General features: G+C 73.4%; 12 protein-coding genes. 3 read left to right on the top strand and 9 right to left on the bottom strand.

The features are described from left to right. Window positions 1-347 precede the first annotated feature (347 nt). Together ACYVJE_RS08010 and ACYVJE_RS08005 are read left to right on the top strand one after the other, a co-directional pair. A complete protein-coding gene (locus ACYVJE_RS08010) occupies window positions 348-1,547 on the top strand; it encodes a low temperature requirement protein A (RefSeq protein WP_459156029.1) in 1,200 nt (399 codons plus the stop codon). 233 nt (window positions 1,548-1,780) lie between these two features. Continuing rightward, window positions 1,781-2,542: a dienelactone hydrolase family protein gene (locus ACYVJE_RS08005; RefSeq protein ID WP_461143967.1), complete on the top strand. Its 762-nt coding sequence runs from the start codon at window positions 1,781-1,783 to the stop codon at window positions 2,540-2,542. 91 nt (window positions 2,543-2,633) lie between these two features. Here ACYVJE_RS08005 and ACYVJE_RS08000 read toward each other — a convergent pair whose 3' ends face one another. Next, a complete protein-coding gene (locus ACYVJE_RS08000; RefSeq protein ID WP_461143966.1) occupies window positions 2,634-3,884 on the bottom strand; it encodes a cytochrome P450 in 1,251 nt (416 codons plus the stop codon). 253 nt (window positions 3,885-4,137) lie between these two features. After that, complete coding sequence (locus tag ACYVJE_RS07995; RefSeq protein ID WP_461143965.1) at window positions 4,138-5,604, bottom strand: MFS transporter; 1,467 nt, start codon at window positions 5,602-5,604, stop codon at window positions 4,138-4,140. Between the two features lie 198 nt (window positions 5,605-5,802). Between ACYVJE_RS07995 and ACYVJE_RS07990 the strand changes: the two genes are divergently transcribed. Then, window positions 5,803-6,831: an SDR family NAD(P)-dependent oxidoreductase gene (locus ACYVJE_RS07990; RefSeq protein ID WP_461143964.1), complete on the top strand. Its 1,029-nt coding sequence runs from the start codon at window positions 5,803-5,805 to the stop codon at window positions 6,829-6,831. Between the two features lie 74 nt (window positions 6,832-6,905). On the opposite strand, the gene ACYVJE_RS07985 is transcribed toward ACYVJE_RS07990, so the two are convergent. The 7 genes from ACYVJE_RS07985 to ACYVJE_RS07955 form a co-directional block, all read right to left on the bottom strand. Continuing rightward, a complete protein-coding gene (locus ACYVJE_RS07985) occupies window positions 6,906-7,592 on the bottom strand; it encodes a TetR/AcrR family transcriptional regulator (RefSeq protein ID WP_461143963.1) in 687 nt (228 codons plus the stop codon). Window positions 7,593-7,775: 183 nt separating this feature from the next. Next, on the bottom strand, window positions 7,776-8,936 hold the full coding sequence (locus ACYVJE_RS07980; protein WP_461143962.1) for an acyl-CoA dehydrogenase family protein: 1,161 nt from the start codon (window positions 8,934-8,936) through the stop codon (window positions 7,776-7,778). After that, window positions 8,933-10,993 (bottom strand): acetyl/propionyl/methylcrotonyl-CoA carboxylase subunit alpha, encoded by a 2,061-nt coding sequence (locus tag ACYVJE_RS07975; protein ID WP_461143961.1) that lies wholly within the window; start codon window positions 10,991-10,993, stop codon window positions 8,933-8,935. Before ACYVJE_RS07975 ends, ACYVJE_RS07980 begins: the two co-directional genes overlap by 4 nt. Window positions 10,994-11,005: 12 nt before the next feature. Continuing rightward, window positions 11,006-12,604, bottom strand: a complete 1,599-nt coding sequence (locus tag ACYVJE_RS07970) for an acyl-CoA carboxylase subunit beta (RefSeq protein ID WP_461143960.1) — start codon at window positions 12,602-12,604, stop codon at window positions 11,006-11,008. Further along, entirely contained in the window at window positions 12,601-13,749 is a 1,149-nt protein-coding gene (locus ACYVJE_RS07965) for an acyl-CoA dehydrogenase family protein (RefSeq protein WP_461143959.1), read from the bottom strand. Before ACYVJE_RS07965 ends, ACYVJE_RS07970 begins: the two co-directional genes overlap by 4 nt. Further along, window positions 13,746-15,467: an acyclic terpene utilization AtuA family protein gene (locus tag ACYVJE_RS07960; protein ID WP_461143958.1), complete on the bottom strand. Its 1,722-nt coding sequence runs from the start codon at window positions 15,465-15,467 to the stop codon at window positions 13,746-13,748. Before ACYVJE_RS07960 ends, ACYVJE_RS07965 begins: the two co-directional genes overlap by 4 nt. After that, window positions 15,464-16,255 (bottom strand): TIGR03084 family metal-binding protein, encoded by a 792-nt coding sequence (locus ACYVJE_RS07955; RefSeq protein ID WP_461143957.1) that lies wholly within the window; start codon window positions 16,253-16,255, stop codon window positions 15,464-15,466. Before ACYVJE_RS07955 ends, ACYVJE_RS07960 begins: the two co-directional genes overlap by 4 nt. Window positions 16,256-16,551: the final 296 nt, after the last annotated feature.

The following is a 16,551-nucleotide window of genomic DNA, read 5'->3' as shown; positions in this document are numbered from 1 at the left end:
CGCGTTTCCCACCTGCGAGGTCGCCGGCCTAGGCTCGTTCGGGGGTCGTCCTCGGGAGAGCGGGGGTGACGTGCGCGGGCGGTCCGCAGGGGCCGCCCGCGCTCGCGCGTTGCAGCGCGCCCGGCCACCGAGCCGCCGCGTCCCGCGCGGGACGGCGTTCCCACGAGCGACTGCCCGGCCACGCTCCCCCGCGGATCCACGGAGGACCAGCCACTGCGGACGGATCGTGCTCGCGGAGCGCCTGCACCACCGGAGGGCACCGGACGGTCGCGCCCTCCGGTGTGGACTGCTCTAGGATTGTGCGGCCGCCGGAGAGCCGCGAGGTCGGAACACCACGGGGAGGAGCGATGGTCGAAGAGGACGCCGGGGCCGCGCGACCGCGGCCCCGGTTGATGCGGGCACCGGGAGAGGGCCGCTCGGAAGTCGCGCCGATCGAGTTGTTCTTCGATCTGGTGTACGTGTTCGCCATCATCCAGATCTCGCACACGCTGCTGGACGAGCTGAACTGGTTCGGGGCGCTGGAAGTCGCCCTGCTGTTCGGCGCGGTGTGGTGGGCGTGGAACTACTCGGCGTGGGCGATGAACTGGCTGGACCCGCACAGCGGGATCGTGCGCGTGCTCAACCTGCTGCTCATGCTGGCGGCCCTGGGCATGTCGCTGACCCTGCCGTACGCGTTCGCGGGCGAAGCGCTGCTCTTCGCGCTCTTCTACGTGGTCGCCCAGGTGGGCCGCGCAGCGTTCATGGTCTTCGCCATGCGGGGACACGTGCTCTCACACAACTACACCAACCTGCTGGCCTGGAGCTCCACGGCGGGAGTGCTGTGGATCCTCGGCGCGTTCTTCCCGCCCGAAGTGCGGCTGGTGATCTGGCTGGCGGCCCTGGTGGTGGACGTGGCCGCACCGCGGTTCGAGTTCCGCTTCCCCGGTCTCGGGTCGGCGCCGATGCACACCTGGCCGACGGACCCGGAGCACCTCGCCGAGCGCAACCGCGGGGTGTTCATCATCGCCCTCGGCGAGTCGATCCTGATCATGGGCTTCACGCTGTCCGAGCTGGAGGAGATCCCGCCGGCCGCGGTGCTGACCACGGTGCTCGGGTTCCTCGGCCTGTTCGTGCAGTGGTGGGCGTACTTCGCGCTGGCGGGGCAGAACACGCAGGCCAGCCGCGGAGACGCGAGCACGCGCGCGCTGCGGTCGGCGTTCGCCTACGCGCACGCGCTCATGGTCGCCGGTGCGATCGTGGTGGCCGTGTCGATCGAGCTGCGCCTCACCCACGACCACACGGATGCGCCGCTGGTGCTGACCACCGTGGGCGGTCCGCTGATCTACCTGCTGGGCAACATCCTGTTCCTGCGCTCGCGCACCGGTGCGGTGGCCCGCGCCCGCTACGCGGCCGCGGGGGCGCTGATCCTCGTCGGCGTTCTGGCCCTGGCGCTGGGCCACGCGATCCCCCCGCTGTTCGTCGGCATCGCCACCGTGCTGATCATGGGCGCGCTCGCGATCGCGACCCAGATCAATTCCAACCGCATCACGGCCGCGCGGACCGACTGACGGCCGCGAGCGCAGCACTGCTCCCGACGCGAGCCCGGCAGGCCGCGGTGGTCCGCCGGGCTCGCCGCTGTCCGCGTCTGGTGAGCAGCGCTGCCGCGCCGCGCCTGTCGCGGTGCGCAACGGCCGGCGGCGCCGGCCCGCGCACGGGATCGCGGGCCCCGGATCCCGCCCCGCGGCGCGGAGTGATGTGATCGCGCAGCAGAAGATCCGTCGAGAGAAGGGAACCTGCGCCGATGACCACCACAACCGGAACCTGGGTGGACGTCCCCACCGCCGACGGGGTGGCCGACGCCTACCTGGCGCATCCCGACGACACCGCCGCCCACCCGGCGGTCCTGCTCTACATGGATGCGTTCGGGCTGCGCCCGCACCTGACCGGCATGGCCGACCGGCTCGCCGCCTCCGGTTACACCGCGGTGGTCCCGAACGTGTTCTACCGGCACGCCCGCACGCCCGTGGCCGACCTGCCCGAGTTCATCGACCCGGAACAGCGCCCGGAGATCTTCGAGCAGATCGGCCCGATGATGCGCTCGCTCACGCCGGACCGCGTGGTGCGCGACGCCGGCTCCTACCTCGAGTGGATCAGCACGCGTCCCGAGGCCGCCAACGGGCCGGTGGGCGTGACCGGGTACTGCATGGGCGCCGCGCTCGCGATGCGCACGGCCGCCGCCCACCCCGACCGGGTGGCCGCCGCGGCGGGTTTCCACGGCGGGAACCTGGCCACGGAGGACCCGGACAGCCCGCACCTGCTCGCCGACCGGATCACCGCGGAGCTCTACTTCGGACACGCGGACAACGACCACGCGCTGCCGCCCGAGCAGGTCGAGCGGTTGAGCACCGCGCTGACCGACGCGGGGGTGCGCTTCCGCGCGGAGGTCTACGAGGGCGCCGCGCACGGCTACACGCAGGCCGACACGGCCAGCTACGACGAGGACGCCGCCGAGCGGCACTGGCGGGAGCTGCTGGAACTGCTCGACCGCAACCTGGGCGCGTAGCCCGCGCGGCAACGCGACCACGCAGCGCGGAACGCCGTTCCGCGCACTTCGGACACCCGCCGCGACCGGGCCCGGCTCGCCGGAACGGCTCTCAGGAAGCCCTGCGCATACCGCAGCGCAGCGGCAGGTGCTTGAGCCCGCCGACGAACGTGGTCGCCACCCACTCCGGATCGCCGGCGAGCTCCACCTCCCCCAGCCGCGGCGCGAGCTCGGCGAAGAACGCGCGGGTCTCCATGCGCGCGAGCGTGGCGCCCAGGCAGTAGTGCGCACCGAACCCGAACGCGAGGTGCCGGTTCGGGTCGCGCCCGACGTCGAAGGCGGAGGGGTCGGTGAAGACCTCCTCGTCGCGGTTCGCCGAGGGGTACGACAGCAGCAGCGAATCCCCCTCCGCGATGGGCGTGCCGTTGAGCTCGTAGTCGGCGGCGGCCGTGCGCAGGAACGCCTTGACCGGGGTGGACCACCGGATCATCTCCTCGGCCGCGGTGTCGACGAGTTCCGGGTGGCGCTGCAGCCGGCGCAGCTGCTCGGGGTGCTCGGCGAGCGCGTGCATCCCGCCGGAGATCGTGGAGCTCGTCGTGTCGTGCCCGGCAGTGGCGATGATCACGTACAGCGAGGTGGCGTCGAGGTCCGACAGCAGTTCCCCGTCGACGCGGGCGTTGGCGATCGTCGAGGACAGGTCCTCGGTCGGCTGGGCGCGCCGGTCCGCGGTGATCTTCTGGAAGTAGGCGAAGAAGTCCGTCACCACCGCAGCCATCTCCTCGGCGGTGCGCCCGCGCTGCAGTTCCTCGTCGGACCCGCCGAACAGCTCCTGCGTGAGCTGCAGGATCCGGTCGAAGTCCGACTCGGGCAGCCCGAGCAGCGAGAGGATGACGTACAGCGGGTAGCCCACGGCGACGTCGCGGACGAAGTCGCACTCCCCGCCGAACTCGGCCATCCGGTCGACGTAGCGCCTGGCGAGGACGCGGACCTGCTCCTCCATCCTGCGCAGCGCCTTGGGTCGGAACCAGTCGGCGACGACACCGCGCATCGCGCGGTGCTCCGGACCGTCCATGTGGATCAGCGTGTTGAGCAGCTGCCCCTCCTGCTCGGCGCGCAGGTCCTGCTCGGCGGGCACGAGCACGGGGCGCGGCGCGTTGCGGAAGAGGTGGTGCTGCCGCTCCACTTCGAGGATGTCGGCGTGGCGGGTGAGCAGCCAGAACGGGTTGTACTCCGGGGAGGGGTCCACCCGGTGCACGGGATCCTCCCGCCGCAGGGTCGCGAGCGCCTCGTGCAGCTGCTGCTCGTGGGCGTAGACGGCCGGGTCGGCCACCGCCAGCCCGGACCGGTGCACCTCGCTGGCCACGGAACGCTCCCCTCGCCGCGCGACGGCCCGTGCGGTCGGCCCCGAGCCCACCGCTGCGAAGCGGCGAAGCGCCGAGGACGGCGTCACCGCACCGCGGGGCAGGCCGGAGCGCGGCCCGCACGGGATCTTTCCGGCGAAACTACACCGGTGCTGCGGCGCGGAAGAAGACGTGTCCACCGATCAGCCGGACGCCACGGCGGTGCCGTCCCCCGGGTGAGGTGACCCCCGGGCTCGTCGCGGCAGGTGCGCCGCCCTACCGGCCCGCCCGCTGCGCGGCGGGTTCCGGTTCGGCCGCTGCGCGCCCGGCGGAGCGGCCGGGCAGGAAGGAGGCGATCGCCAGGGCGCCGAGCGCGGCGAGCGCGCCGAGGCCGAGGACCGCGCGGAAGCCGGACTGCGCCGGTACGGCCGCGGTTCCGATCCGCGTGGTCATGTGCGCGAGCACCACCCCGATCACCGCGCTGGAGACCGACGTGCCGATCGACCGCATGAGCGTGTTGAGGCTGTTGGCCGCGGCGGTCTCGGAGGGCGATACCGCGGCCATCACCAGCGCGGGCATGGCGCCGTAGGCGAGTCCGACCCCGGAGCCGACGACGCTCGAGGCGAGCACGAGCTGCCAGAGGGCGGAGTTGAGCAGCAGTCCCGCGCCGTATCCCGCGGCGACCACGGCCGCACCGGTCATCAGCGTCACCTTCGGTCCCAGGGTGCGCGTGATCCGCGCGGACACCGGCGCCATCGCCATCATGACCAGCCCGTTCGGGGCCATCACCAGGCCGGCGACGAACACGGTCCGACCGAAGCCGTAGCCGGTGGCTTCCGGCAGCTGCACCAGTTGCGGAACCACCAGGGTGATCGCGTACATCGAGAAACCGAACACCGCGGAGGCGATGTTGGTCAGCAGCACCTGGCGCCGGGCGGAGGTGCGCAGGTCGACCAGCGGGCGCGGGGTGCGCAGCTCCCACCACCCCCACACGAGCAGCACGACGGCGGTGATCGCGAGCAGCGCCCCCGGCAGGCCGCTGCCCCAGCCCCAGTCGAAGCCCTTGGAGATCACCAGCAGCAGGCACAGCAGCGCGATCGACAGCCCCACCGCCCCGGGCAGGTCGAACCGCCCACCGGTGCGCACCGCGGAGGCGGGCACCAGCGCGGTCACGAGCGCGAAGGCGGCACCGGCCAGCGCGGCGGCGGCCCAGAACAGCACGTGCCAGTCGGCGTTGTCGGCGATGAACGCGGCCAGCGGCAGGCCCAGCGCACCGCCGACACCGAGCGAGGCGCTCATCAGCGCGGTGGCACCGCTCAGCCGCTCGGGCGGCAGGACGTCGCGCATGATGCTGATGCCGAGGGGGATCACGCCCGCGGCCAACCCCTGCAGGGTGCGGCCGAGGACCATCGGCACGAGGCCGTGCGACAGGGCGCACAGCACGGATCCGGCCGCCAGCATCGCGAGGCTGAGCAGCAGCATGCGCCGCTTGCCGTACATGTCGCCGAGCCTGCCCACCGTGGGAGTGGCGACGGCGGAGGCCAGCAGCGTGGCGGTGACCGCCCAGGCCGCGTCGGCGGCCGAGGTGCTCAGCAGTTCGGGCAGCTGCGGCACCAGCGGCACCACGAGCGTCTGCATGAGCGAGACCACGATCCCGCTGAGGGCCAGCACCACGACGACGGTCTGCGGGCGGGTGGCACCGGAGACCTCCTCCGCCTGCGGTGTGGTGGACGTCTGCGTCATCCCTGCGCGACCCCCCGCGAACTTTTTAAGTCAGCTGTCTGACTTACGCTAGCAGGTACCCCGCGGAGGATCCGCACGAGGATCCCCGCACCACCGGCGAACCCGCGTGCGCGGCGGGACCCGCGGCCGCGGGAGGGCGGTCGCACCGCTCCGGCGCGGTGCGACCGGCGACGCACGCACGAGAGGAAGGACGACGCGATGACGGACGAACGCACGCCGCTGACCGGCCGGACCCCGATCGGCACGTGGATCGACCACCCGGTCGGCGGGCCGCTGATCCGGGAGCTGCTCGCCCGGGGCGGTTTCGACGAGGAGGCGCTCGCACCCGTGCGGCAGCTGCCGCTGGAACAGCTGGTCACCATGAGCCGGGGCGCGCTCTCGCAGCAGGTGGTCGATGACCTGGTGTCCCGGACCAACGGCGGCGCCGCGCCCGACGCGGCCGAGGAGGAAACCGGTTGGCAGGAGCGCATCGTGCCCGGGCGGTTCGACGGCCGGACGGTCATCGTCACCGGCGCCGCCTCCGGCATCGGCCGCGCCACCGCCTCGCGCATCGCCCGCGAAGGCGGGCGCGTGGTCGCAGCGGACGTGGCGGCCGGGGAGCTGGACGAGCTCACCGCCGAGCTCGGCTCCGCCGAGGTGCTGCCGGTGCGCGCGGACATCACCGACGCGAAGGACCTCGAGCGGGTGGTCACCACCGCCGGACCGCGGATCGACGGGCTGGCGAACATCGCGGGGATCAACGACGACTTCGGCGCCCTGCACGAGATGAGCGACGAGCTGTGGCAGCGCGTGTTCGGCGTCAACGTCGACGGGATGTTCCGCCTCACCCGCGCCGTGCTCCCGGCGATGCTCGAGGCGGGGCGCGGCTCGATCGTCAACATCGCCTCGGAGGCCGCGCTGCGCGGCGGGGCATCCGGAGTCGCCTACACCGCCTCCAAGCACGCGGTGGTGGGGCTGACCCGCAGCGCGGCGTTCATGTACGGGCACTCGGGCATCCGCGTCAACGCCGTCGCCCCGGGCGGCGTGGTCACGGGCATCGCCAGCGGCGGGGCGATGGCGGAACCGGCGGAGTTCGGCTCCGGCCGCCTGTCCCCGCTGCAGCGGATGATGCCGCCGATCGCGACGGCACCGCAGCTCGCCGCCCCGATCACGTTCCTGCTCAGCGACGACGGGGTCAACATCTCCGGCGCGGTGCTGCCCTCGGACGGCGGCTGGTCGGTGCAGTAGCGCGCACCGGCCCGCGGCGGGACCGCAGCACCTCCGCGGGCCGTGCACCGCGGCGGTGCTCCCGGCGGAGCCCGCTACTCCGCGCCGCGCTCGCCGCCCGCTGCTCCTCCACCACCCGACCCGGGCAGCCGGTCGCGCAGCGCGGCGTCGAGGGTCTCGGACCACTGGCGCACGATGCGCTCCCGGCGCGCGGAGTCGTCGGTGAGCACGTCGGCCAGCCCCAGCCCGCGGGCCATGTCCAGCGTGCCCTGCACGAGCCGCCGCACCACCGGATCCGCGTCGTCGGCCCCGAGCAGTTCGACGGTGACCTGGTGCGCGATCCGGCCGAACTTCGCCTCCAGCGGCACGATCCGCTCGCGGAGCTTCTCGTCGGCCGCGGCGGCGGTCCACACCTGCAGGGCGGCCTTGAAGAACGGGTCGGTGAAGTAGTCGACCATCCGCCGCACGACCGCCTCGGTGCGCTCCGGGCCGGTCGGCAGGTCGCTGCTCTCGGCGCGGAGCTCCCCGATGCGGCTGTCGAAGATCACCTCCAGGGCCGCGGTGATGAGCTCCTCCCGCGTCGGGAAGTGGTGCTGCGCCGCACCGCGCGAAACACCGGCCCGCTGCGCCGCCACCGCCACCGTCGTCGCCGCCCAGCCCTCGGTGGCCAGGCACTCGACCGTCGACTCGAGCAGGCGCCGGCGCGTCGCCCTGCTGCGGTCCTGCTTCGGTTCGCGCGGCGGCACCGCTGCCTCCTCATCGCTGCGACGTGTGCGCGGCATCCGCTCGGGATCCCGACCTGGCTCCGCAGACCATGTTGCCCTGGCGGGCACCGCGCCCGGCCACCGCCTCGCACGGCCGCCGGCCCGGCCCGGGACGCGCTCCGCCGGCGCCGCGGCCGCGCGGCGAGCTCCCGGATCGCCGCGCGGGAGCTCGCCGCCCGCCGCGGCAGCAGCACCGCCGCCTCAGTAGGACTTCGGCAGGCCGAGGCTGTGCTGGGCGACGAAGTTCAGCACCATCTCCCGGCTCACCGGCGCCACGCGGGCGATGCGCGCCATGCCGAGCATGGCGGCGAGACCGTGCTCGCCGGTCAGACCGGACCCGCCGTGGGTCTGGATCGCCCGGTCCAGCGCGGCGATGCTGGCCTCGGCGGCGGCGTACTTGGCCATGTTCGCGGCCTCGGCCGCGCCGTCGTCATCACCGGAGTCGTACAGCACCGCGGCCTTCTGCGTCATGAGCTTGGCCATCTCGGTGTCGATCTTGAGCTGGGCCAGCGGGTGCGCGATGCCCTGGTGCGCGCCGATCGGCTGCTGGAACACCCGCCGGGCGTTGGCGTAGTCGACGGCGCGGGACAGCGCGTACCGGCTGGTGCCGACGGCCATGGCCGCGCCGAGGACGCGTTCCGGGTTCAACCCGGCGAACAGCTGCAGCAGCGCCGCGTCCTGCTCGCCGACGAGCGCCTCGCCGGGCAGGCGCACCCCGTCGAAGAACAGCGTGAACTGCCGGTCCGGGGCGATGACGTCCATGTCCATCGGCTGCGCGGTGAAGTTTTCCGCGTCGGTGGGCACGATGAACAGCGCCGGCCGCAGCTTGCCGGTGGCGGCGTCCTCGGTGCGGGCGACGACGAGCACGGCCGCGGCCTGGTCGACGCCGGAGATGAACACCTTCTGCCCGTGCAGGACCCAGCCCTGGCCGTCGCGGCGGGCGGTGGTGGTGATCTCGTGCGAGTTGGACCCGGCGTCGGGTTCGGTGATGCCGAAGGCCATCCGGACCGACCCCGCGGCCAGCCCGGGCAGCCAGCGCGCCCGCTGCTGCTCGGTGCCGTACTTGGCGATGATCGTGCCGCAGATCGCCGGGGAGACGACGACGAGCAGCAGCCCGGCGCCCTGCGCGGCGAGCTCCTCCTGCACGAGGGCGAGCTCGTAGATGCCCGCACCTCCCCCGCCGTACTCCTCGGGGAGGTTGACGCCGAGGAAGCCGAGCGCTGCCGCCTCGTGCCACAGCTCGGTCAGCGGCTCGCCGGCGCGGGCCTTCGGCAGCACGTAGTCGAGGTAGTTGTAGCGCTGCCCGAGCCGGGCCGCGGCGGAACGCAGTTCCTTCTGCTCGTCGGTTTCGGTGACGCTCATCGGTGTCCCTCCGCTGCGGTGCGTTCCGGATCGTCCCCCGCCCCCTCGGCGGTGTCGTCGACGACGGCCAGGACCGCGCCCATCTCGACCTGCTCGCCGGTGCGCACGTGCAGCTCGGTGAGCACGCCGTCGGTGGGGGCCGCGATGGTGTGCTCCATCTTCATCGCCTCCAGCCGCAGGACCGGCTGGCCGCGGGTGACGCTCTCGCCGACCTCGGCGGCGAGGCGGACGACGCTGCCGGGCATCGGGGCCAGCAGCGATCCCGCGGCGAGGCGGGCGGACGGGTCGGTGAACCGCGGCTTCCTGCCCAGGGAGACCGGGCCGAGCGGCGAGTCGACGCAGACGAGCCCGCCGTAGCGCGCCACGTCGAACGCCCGGCGCACCGGGCCGTGCTCGCCGGGCACGTCGAGCACCACCCGCTCCGGACCGGCCTCGACCGGGAGGAGACCGGGGTGCCCCTCCACGGTGGTCCCGCCGCGCCGGTGCAGGTACCGCACTTCGACGTCGGTGCCGCCGGGGCCGGTGTAGGTCTTGGACTGCGACTGCGCGGGCAGGTTCCGCCATCCGCTCGGGACGTGGGCGTTCACCCGGGCGCTGCGGCGGTTGCCGGCCGCTTCGGCCAGTGCCGCGGCGATCGCCGAGAGCTCGAGCGCGTGCTCGTCGGCGAGCGGACGCGCGAACGCGTCCAGCCCGTGCCGGTCGAAGAAGGCGGTGTCGGTCTCGCCGGCGAGGAACGCCGGGTGGCGCAGCACGCGCACCAGCAGGTCGCGGTTGGTCACGAGCCCGTGCACCCGCGAGCGCGCCAGCGCCGCGGCGAGCAGGCGCGCGGTCTCCCGCCGGGTGTGGCCGCTGGCGATGACCTTGGCCAGCATCGGGTCGTAGTGGATGCTGACGACGTCGCCGTCGGTCACGCCGGAGTCGAGCCGGATGCCGGGGTCGGTGAGCGGGGCGAAACCGCCTGCCGCGTCCGGCACGTCGAAGTGGTGCAGCGCGCCGCTCTGCGGGCGCCAGTCCTGCGCGGGGTCCTCGGCGTACAGGCGCGCTTCGATCGCGCACCCGTGCCGCGGCGGGGGTTCGGCGGGCAGCTCGTCGCCCTGGGCGATCCGCAGCTGCAGCCGCACCAGGTCGACACCGGTGGTGTTCTCGGTGACGGGGTGTTCGACCTGCAGGCGCGTGTTCATCTCCAGGAAGAAGAACTCCCCGGACTCGTCGGCGAGGAACTCGACCGTGCCGGCGCCTTCGTAGCCGATGGCGGCGGCGGCCCGCCGCGCGGCGGTGAACAGCCGCTCGCGCATGTCGCCGCCCGCGGCTTCGCGCCGCTCGACCAGCGGGGAAGGGGCTTCCTCCACCACCTTCTGGTGCCGGCGCTGCAGCGAGCACTCGCGCTCGCCGAGCGCCCACGCGGTGCCGTGCCGGTCGGCCACGACCTGCACTTCGACGTGCCTGCCGGTTTCCAGGTAGCGCTCGCAGAACACCGTGGGGTCGCCGAAGGCGGATTCGGCTTCGCGGCGGGCCGCCGCGAGTTGCGCGGGCAGTTCGTCGAGCGCGCGCACCGCGCGCATGCCGCGCCCGCCGCCGCCCGCGGAGGCCTTGACGAGCACGGGCAGCTGGTCGGCGGTGACCGAGTCGGGGTCGAGTTCGGCGAGCACGGGGACCCCGGCGTCGGCCATGAGCTTCTTCGCCCCGACCTTCGAACCCATCGACTCGATCGCCGCTGGTGGCGGACCGACCCAGGTCAGCCCGGCCTCGACGACGGCTCGGGCGAAACCGGCGCTCTCGGAGAGGAACCCGTAACCGGGGTGGACCGCGTCGGCCCCGGCCGCGCGGGCGGCCCGCACGAGCTCCTCGGGCCGCAGGTACGTCTCGCCGGGGGTGTTGCCGGGAAGGCGCACCGCGGCGTCGGCCTCCCGGGCGTGCGGGGCGGCCGCGTCGGCGTCGGAGAACACGGCGGTGGTGCCCAGTCCCATGCGGCGGGCGGTGGCGAAGACGCGCCGGGCGATCTCCCCGCGGTTGGCGACGAGGAGGTCGGTGATCGGCGCGGCGGGGACGTCGGACATGGCCGAAGCTCCTCACATCCGGAAGACGCCGAAGCCCTCGGCGCCTGCGATCGGGGCGTTGTGGATGGCCGACAGGCACATCCCGAGCACCGTGCGGGTGTCCCGCGGGTCGATGACGCCGTCGTCGTGGAGCCGACCGGACAGGAACAGCGGAAGCGACTCGGCTTCGATCTGGTTCTCCACGGCCTCCCGCGTGGCTGCGTCGGCTTCCTCGTCGAACGGCTGGCCCTTCGCTTCGGCGGCCGCGCGGCTGACGATCGAGATGACGCCGGCCAGCTGCGCGGGCCCCATGACGGCGGACTTGGCGCTGGGCCAGGAGAACAGGAAGCGGGGGTCGTAGGCGCGGCCGCACATGCCGTAGTGGCCCGCGCCGTAGGAAGCGCCCATGAGCACCGAGAGGTGCGGCACGGTCGAGTTGGACACGGCGTTGATCATCATCGCGCCGTGCTTGATGATGCCGCCCTGCTCGTACTCCTGGCCGACCATGTAGCCGGTGGTGTTGTGCAGGAACAGCAGCGGCGTGTCGGTCTGGTTGGCCAGCTGGATGAACTGGGCGGCCTTCTGCGCCTCCGCGGAGAACAGGACGCCGTGGTGGTTGGCGAGGACGCCGATCGGGTAGCCGTGCAGTTCGGCCCAACCGGTGACGAGGCTGGACCCGTAGCGGGCCTTGAACTCGTCGAAGTCGGACCCGTCGACGATGCGGGCGATGACCTCGCGCGGGTCGAACGGCACCTTCAGGTCCGCCGGCACCACGCCCAGCAGGTCCTCGCTGCTGTAGCGGGGTTCCGCCACCTCCGCGCGCGGCGCCGGTCCCTTCTTCCGCCAGTTGAGGCGCTTGACGATGGAACGTCCGATGCGGACGGCGTCGGGCTCGTCGACGGCGTAGTAGTCGGCCAGCCCCGAGCTCTGCGCGTGCACGTCGGCACCGCCGAGGGCCTCGTCGTCGGAGTCCTCGCCGGTGGCCATCCGCACCAGCGGCGGCCCGCCGAGGAACACCTTGGACTGCTCCTTGACCATGACCACGTGGTCGGACATGCCGGGGATGTAGGCGCCGCCCGCGGTGGAGCTGCCGAACACGAGCGCGATGGTGGGGATGCCGGCGGCCGAGGCCTGGGTGATGTCGCGGAACATGCGCCCGCCGGGGACGAACACCTCCTTCTGCGTCGGCAGGTCCGCCCCGCCGGACTCGACCAGGGCGATCACGGGCAGCCGGTTGCGCATGACGACCTCGTGGGCGCGGAAGGACTTGCGCATCGTCCACGGGTTGCTGCTGCCGCCCCGCACGGTCGGGTCGTTGGCGACGAGCATGCACTCCACGCCCTCGACCACGCCGATGCCGGTCACGATCGAGCCGCCCACCTGGAAGTCGCTGCCCCAGGCCGCGAGCGGGCACAGTTCCAGGAACGGCGAGTCCTCGTCGAGCAGCATCTCGATGCGCTCGCGCGCGGTGAGCTTGCCGCGCCGGCGGTGGCGCCGCACCTTGTCCTCTCCCCCGCCGGCGAGCGCCTTGGCGTGCTCGGCCTCGACCTCGTCGAGCTTGGTGCGCATCGCCTCCTCCGCGGTGGTGAAGTCGGCGGAGGAGGTGTCCAGTGCGGACTGCAGAACGGTCATGCCCGGTACCCCAATCGGTTCGCTGCGAGGCCGGTGAGGATTTCGCTGGTGCCGCCGCCGATGCCGAGGATGCGCATGTCGCGGTACTGGCGCTCGATCTCGCACTCGCGCATGTAGCCGAGCCCGCCGAACAGCTGCACGGCCTGGTCGACGACCCACTCCCCGGCCTGCACGGCCGTGTTCTTGGCGAAGCAGGTCTCCACCGTCAGGTCCTCCTCGCCGCCCGCGGCGCGTTCGGCGAGCTGACGGGTGTAGACCCGGGCCACGTCGATCGCGCGCGCCATCTCGGTGAGCGTGTTCTGCACGGACTGGCGGCTGATCAGCGGGCGCCCGAAGGTCTCCCGGTCGCGGCACCACTGCTCGGCCAGCTCCAGGCACCGCTGCGCGCTGGAGTAGGCCTGCACGGCGAGGCTGAGCCGCTCGGTCACGAAGGCGCGGGCGATCTGCAGGAATCCGGAGTTCTCCGCGCCCACGAGGTTCGCCGCGGGCACGCGCGCGTCGGCGAAGGACAGCTCGGCCGTGTCGGAGCAGTTCCAGCCCATCTTCTCCAGCTTGCGGCTGACGGTGAAGCCGGGGGTGTCCGTGTCGACCACGAGCAGCGAAATGCCCTCGGCGCCCGGCCCTCCCGTGCGCACCGCGGTGACCACGAAGTCCGCGCGGCAGCCGGAGGTGATGAACGTCTTGGCGCCGTTGACGACGTAGTCGTCCCCGTCGCGTTCGGCCCGGGTGGTCAGGTGCCCGACGTCGGATCCGCCGCCGGGTTCGGTGATCGCCAGCGAACCGATCTTGGAACCGTCCAACGTGGGCCGCACCCAGCGTTCGACGTGCTCCTCGTCGCCGGCCCGGACCATGTGCGGCAGCGCGATGCCGGAGGTGAACAGCGAGGCGAACAGGCCGCCGGCGGCTCCCGCGCGGTGCAGTTCCTCGGCGATGACGGCGGCGTCGACGAGGTCCCCGCCGCCTCCGCCGACCTCGATCGGGAAGCTCGCCCCGAGCAGGCCGAGCTCGCCGGCCCTCCGGTGCAGGCTGCGCGGCAGCTCGCCGGCGCGCTCCCACTCGTCCTGGTGCGGCAGCACGTCGCCGTCGACGAACCGCCGGACGGTGGCGCGCAGCTCCCGCCGCTGGTCGGTGTCCCACGTGGTCACAGCAGCTCCTCGGGAACGTCGATGTACCGGGACCGCAGCCACTCGCCCAGTCCCTTGGCCTGCGGGTCGAACCGGGCCTGCTCGGCGGCGCCGCGCCCGAGGATCCCGGTGATGACGAAGTTGACCGCGCGCAGGTTCGGCAGCGCGGTCCGGTCGATGTCCAGCTCGGCGGTTTCCGGCAGCAGCGCGCGCAGCCGCTCGACGGTGAGGGTGTGCACCAGCCAGCGCCACTGCTCGTCGGTGCGCACCCAGACGCCGATGTTCGCGTCGCCGCCCTTGTCGCCGCTGCGGGCAGCGGCGAGCGCGCCCAGCGGCACGCGGCGGGACGGCCCCGCGGGAGGTGCCGGCGGCAGTTCGGGTTCGGGCGGCGGTGCGAGCGCGCGCGTCACCGCCGCGGGCGGGACGTCCACGCGGCTGCCGTCGGGCAGCACCGCGGTGTGCGCGACCTCGGCCGGGTCCACGTGTCCGGGGGTGAACACCCCGTACGGCGAGGCTTCGCCCGGGGCGCCGGTGAGGCTGAAACCCGGGTAACTGGCCAGGGCGAGCTCCACGGCGGCGCCGGAGAACGCGCGGCCGACGACGTCCGCGTCCGGATCGCGGACCGTGCAGCGCAGGATGGCGCTGGCCTGCTCCTCGGTCTCCGCGTCGGCGCGGTCGAGCCGCGCGAGCGTCCAGGTCAGCTCGACGGGTTGCTGCTGCAGCCCGCTGGTGAGCTGCTCCTGCACGAGTTCGGCCTTGGCGTCGATGTCGAGTCCGGTGAGGACGAAATCCACCTCGTTGCGGAAGCCGCCGAGCGCGTTCAGCGAGACCTTCAGCTCGGGCGGTGGTGCTTCGCCGCGAACGCCGGAGAGGCGCACGCGGTCGGTTCCGGCCGGTGCGAGCTCGAGGGTGTCGAGGCGGGTGGTCACGTCCGGTCCGGCGTAGTTCGCGTGCTGGATCTCGTACACCAGCTGCGCCGTGACCGTGTCGGTGGTGACCGCACCGCCGGTACCCGCGTGCTTGGTGATGACGCTGGAGCCGTCCCGGCGGATCTCCGCCAGCGGGAAGCCGGGGCGGGTCATGTCCGGGACCTCGGTGAAGAAGGCGTAGTTGCCGCCGGTGGCCTGCGCACCGCACTCGATGACGTGCCCGGCGGCGACCGCGCCGGCGAGCGCGTCGTGGTCGGTGCGCTGCCAGCCGAAGTGCGCCGCGGCGGGTGCGACGGCGAGCGAGGCGTCGGTGACGCGTCCGGTGACGACGACGTCGGCCCCGGCCTGGAGGCACTCGACGATGCCCCAGGCCCCGAGGTAGGCGTTGGCGGTGAGCGGTTCGCCCAGTCCGAGCTCGGTGGCCCGCTCGGTGAGGTCGTCGCCCTCGACGTGCGCGATCCGCGCCGCGACGCCGAGCCGTTCGGCGAGTTCGCGCAGCTGCCGGGCGAGTCCCGCGGGGTTGAGCCCGCCCGCGTTGGCGACGATGCGCACACCGCGCTCGACGGCGCGGCCGAGGCACTCCTCCAGCTGCCGGAGGAATGTCCTGGCGTAGCCGAGGTCCGGGTCCTTCATCCGGTGGCGGCCGAGGATGAGCATCGTGAGCTCGGCGAGGTAGTCGCCGGTGAGCACGTCGAGCTCGCCTCCGTCGAGCACCTCGCGCATGGCGGCGAACCGGTCCCCGTAGAAGCCGGAGCAGTTGCCGATGCGGATGAGCTCGGGGTCGGCGGCCAGCGGCCGGGGCTGCGTCATGCGAACTGCCCTGCCTTCCTGCCCCTTCCGGGAGCGCCGGCGAACGCCTGGGCGATGGTGAGCCAGTGGGCCGCGTCGGGGCCGGTGGCGGTCACCGCGAGGTCGTCGCGGTGGCGGCGCTGGGTGACCAGCAGGCAGAAGTCCAGCGCCGGGCCGGTCACGCGCTGGGCGGCGTCGGCCGGGCCCCAGGTCCACTGCTCGCCTGCCGGACCGGTGAGTTCGACGCGGAACGGCTCCGCGGGCGGGGAGTGCCGGTGCAGCGCGTAGGCGAAGTCGCGGGTGCGCACGCCGATGTGGGCGACGTGCTCGAGCCGGGCCGTCGGCGTGCGCGGCTCGCCGAGCGCGTCGGCGACGTCCTGGCCGTGCGCCCAGGTCTCCATGAGCCGCGCGGTGGCCATCGACGCCGCGCCCATCGGCGGGCCGAACCAGTCGAGCTTGCGGCCGGCGGGCAGGGAGCCCAGCGCCGCGATCAGCCGTTCGCGGCCCGCGCGCCACTCGGCCAGCAGCGCGTCCGGCCTGCTGCGCGCACGCTCCGCGGCGGCCTCGTCGACGAACCCGGTGGGGTCCTGCCGCGCCCGCTCAACGGTCGCGGCGAACGCGACCGGGTCGGTGGCCGACTCCAGCGCGACCACATCGGTCCAGGTCAGGTGGGCGATCTGGTGCGCGATGGTCCAGCCGGGGGCCGGGGTCGGCAGTGCCCACCGGTCGTGCGCCAGGCCGGCGACCAGGGCGTCGAGGTCCTCGCCCTCGGCGCGCAGGTCGTCGAGCAGCGCTGCGGTGTCCGTCACACATCGGAGCGTGGCACCGCTCAGCGAGAAAAATCAAGCGTGCTTGATTGTTTCTTCCGGGGAACTACGATACCTTCATTGTGATATAACGCACAGCGCCCCGGGGGAGTCGCCGGAGGGAGCGCACGAGGACCGGCGCGCCCGCCGCGGGGTCACCGGCCCCAGCTCCCCGAGCAGTGCACCTCCGCCGGTGCCCCGCCGAAGACGGCCCCCGGAAAGATCCAGCAGCACCGCGTCCGCGACGAGCACCGACCGCACCGCTGATCCCCGCCGCCCGCCCAGCGAGGAGCTCATCG

The sequence above is a fragment of the Salinifilum aidingensis genome (genome assembly GCF_054782015.1).
This window is presented reverse-complemented; position numbering and strand designations above follow the sequence as displayed.

Bases quoted from the DNA above. Each gene is read 5' to 3' on its own strand.
- ACYVJE_RS07985 (WP_461143963.1), bottom strand. From the start codon at position 7,592: ATGCCGCGCACACGTCGCAGCGATGAGGAGGCAGCGGTGCCGCCGCGC.
- ACYVJE_RS07995 (WP_461143965.1), bottom strand. From the start codon at position 5,604: ATGACGCAGACGTCCACCACACCGCAGGCGGAGGAGGTCTCCGGTGCC.
- ACYVJE_RS08010 (WP_459156029.1), top strand. From the start codon at position 348: ATGGTCGAAGAGGACGCCGGGGCCGCGCGACCGCGGCCCCGGTTGATG.
- ACYVJE_RS07975 (WP_461143961.1), bottom strand. From the start codon at position 10,993: ATGTCCGACGTCCCCGCCGCGCCGATCACCGACCTCCTCGTCGCCAAC.
- ACYVJE_RS07970 (WP_461143960.1), bottom strand. From the start codon at position 12,604: ATGACCGTTCTGCAGTCCGCACTGGACACCTCCTCCGCCGACTTCACC.
- ACYVJE_RS07980 (WP_461143962.1), bottom strand. From the start codon at position 8,936: ATGAGCGTCACCGAAACCGACGAGCAGAAGGAACTGCGTTCCGCCGCG.
- ACYVJE_RS08005 (WP_461143967.1), top strand. From the start codon at position 1,781: ATGACCACCACAACCGGAACCTGGGTGGACGTCCCCACCGCCGACGGG.
- ACYVJE_RS07990 (WP_461143964.1), top strand. From the start codon at position 5,803: ATGACGGACGAACGCACGCCGCTGACCGGCCGGACCCCGATCGGCACG.
- ACYVJE_RS07960 (WP_461143958.1), bottom strand. From the start codon at position 15,467: ATGACGCAGCCCCGGCCGCTGGCCGCCGACCCCGAGCTCATCCGCATC.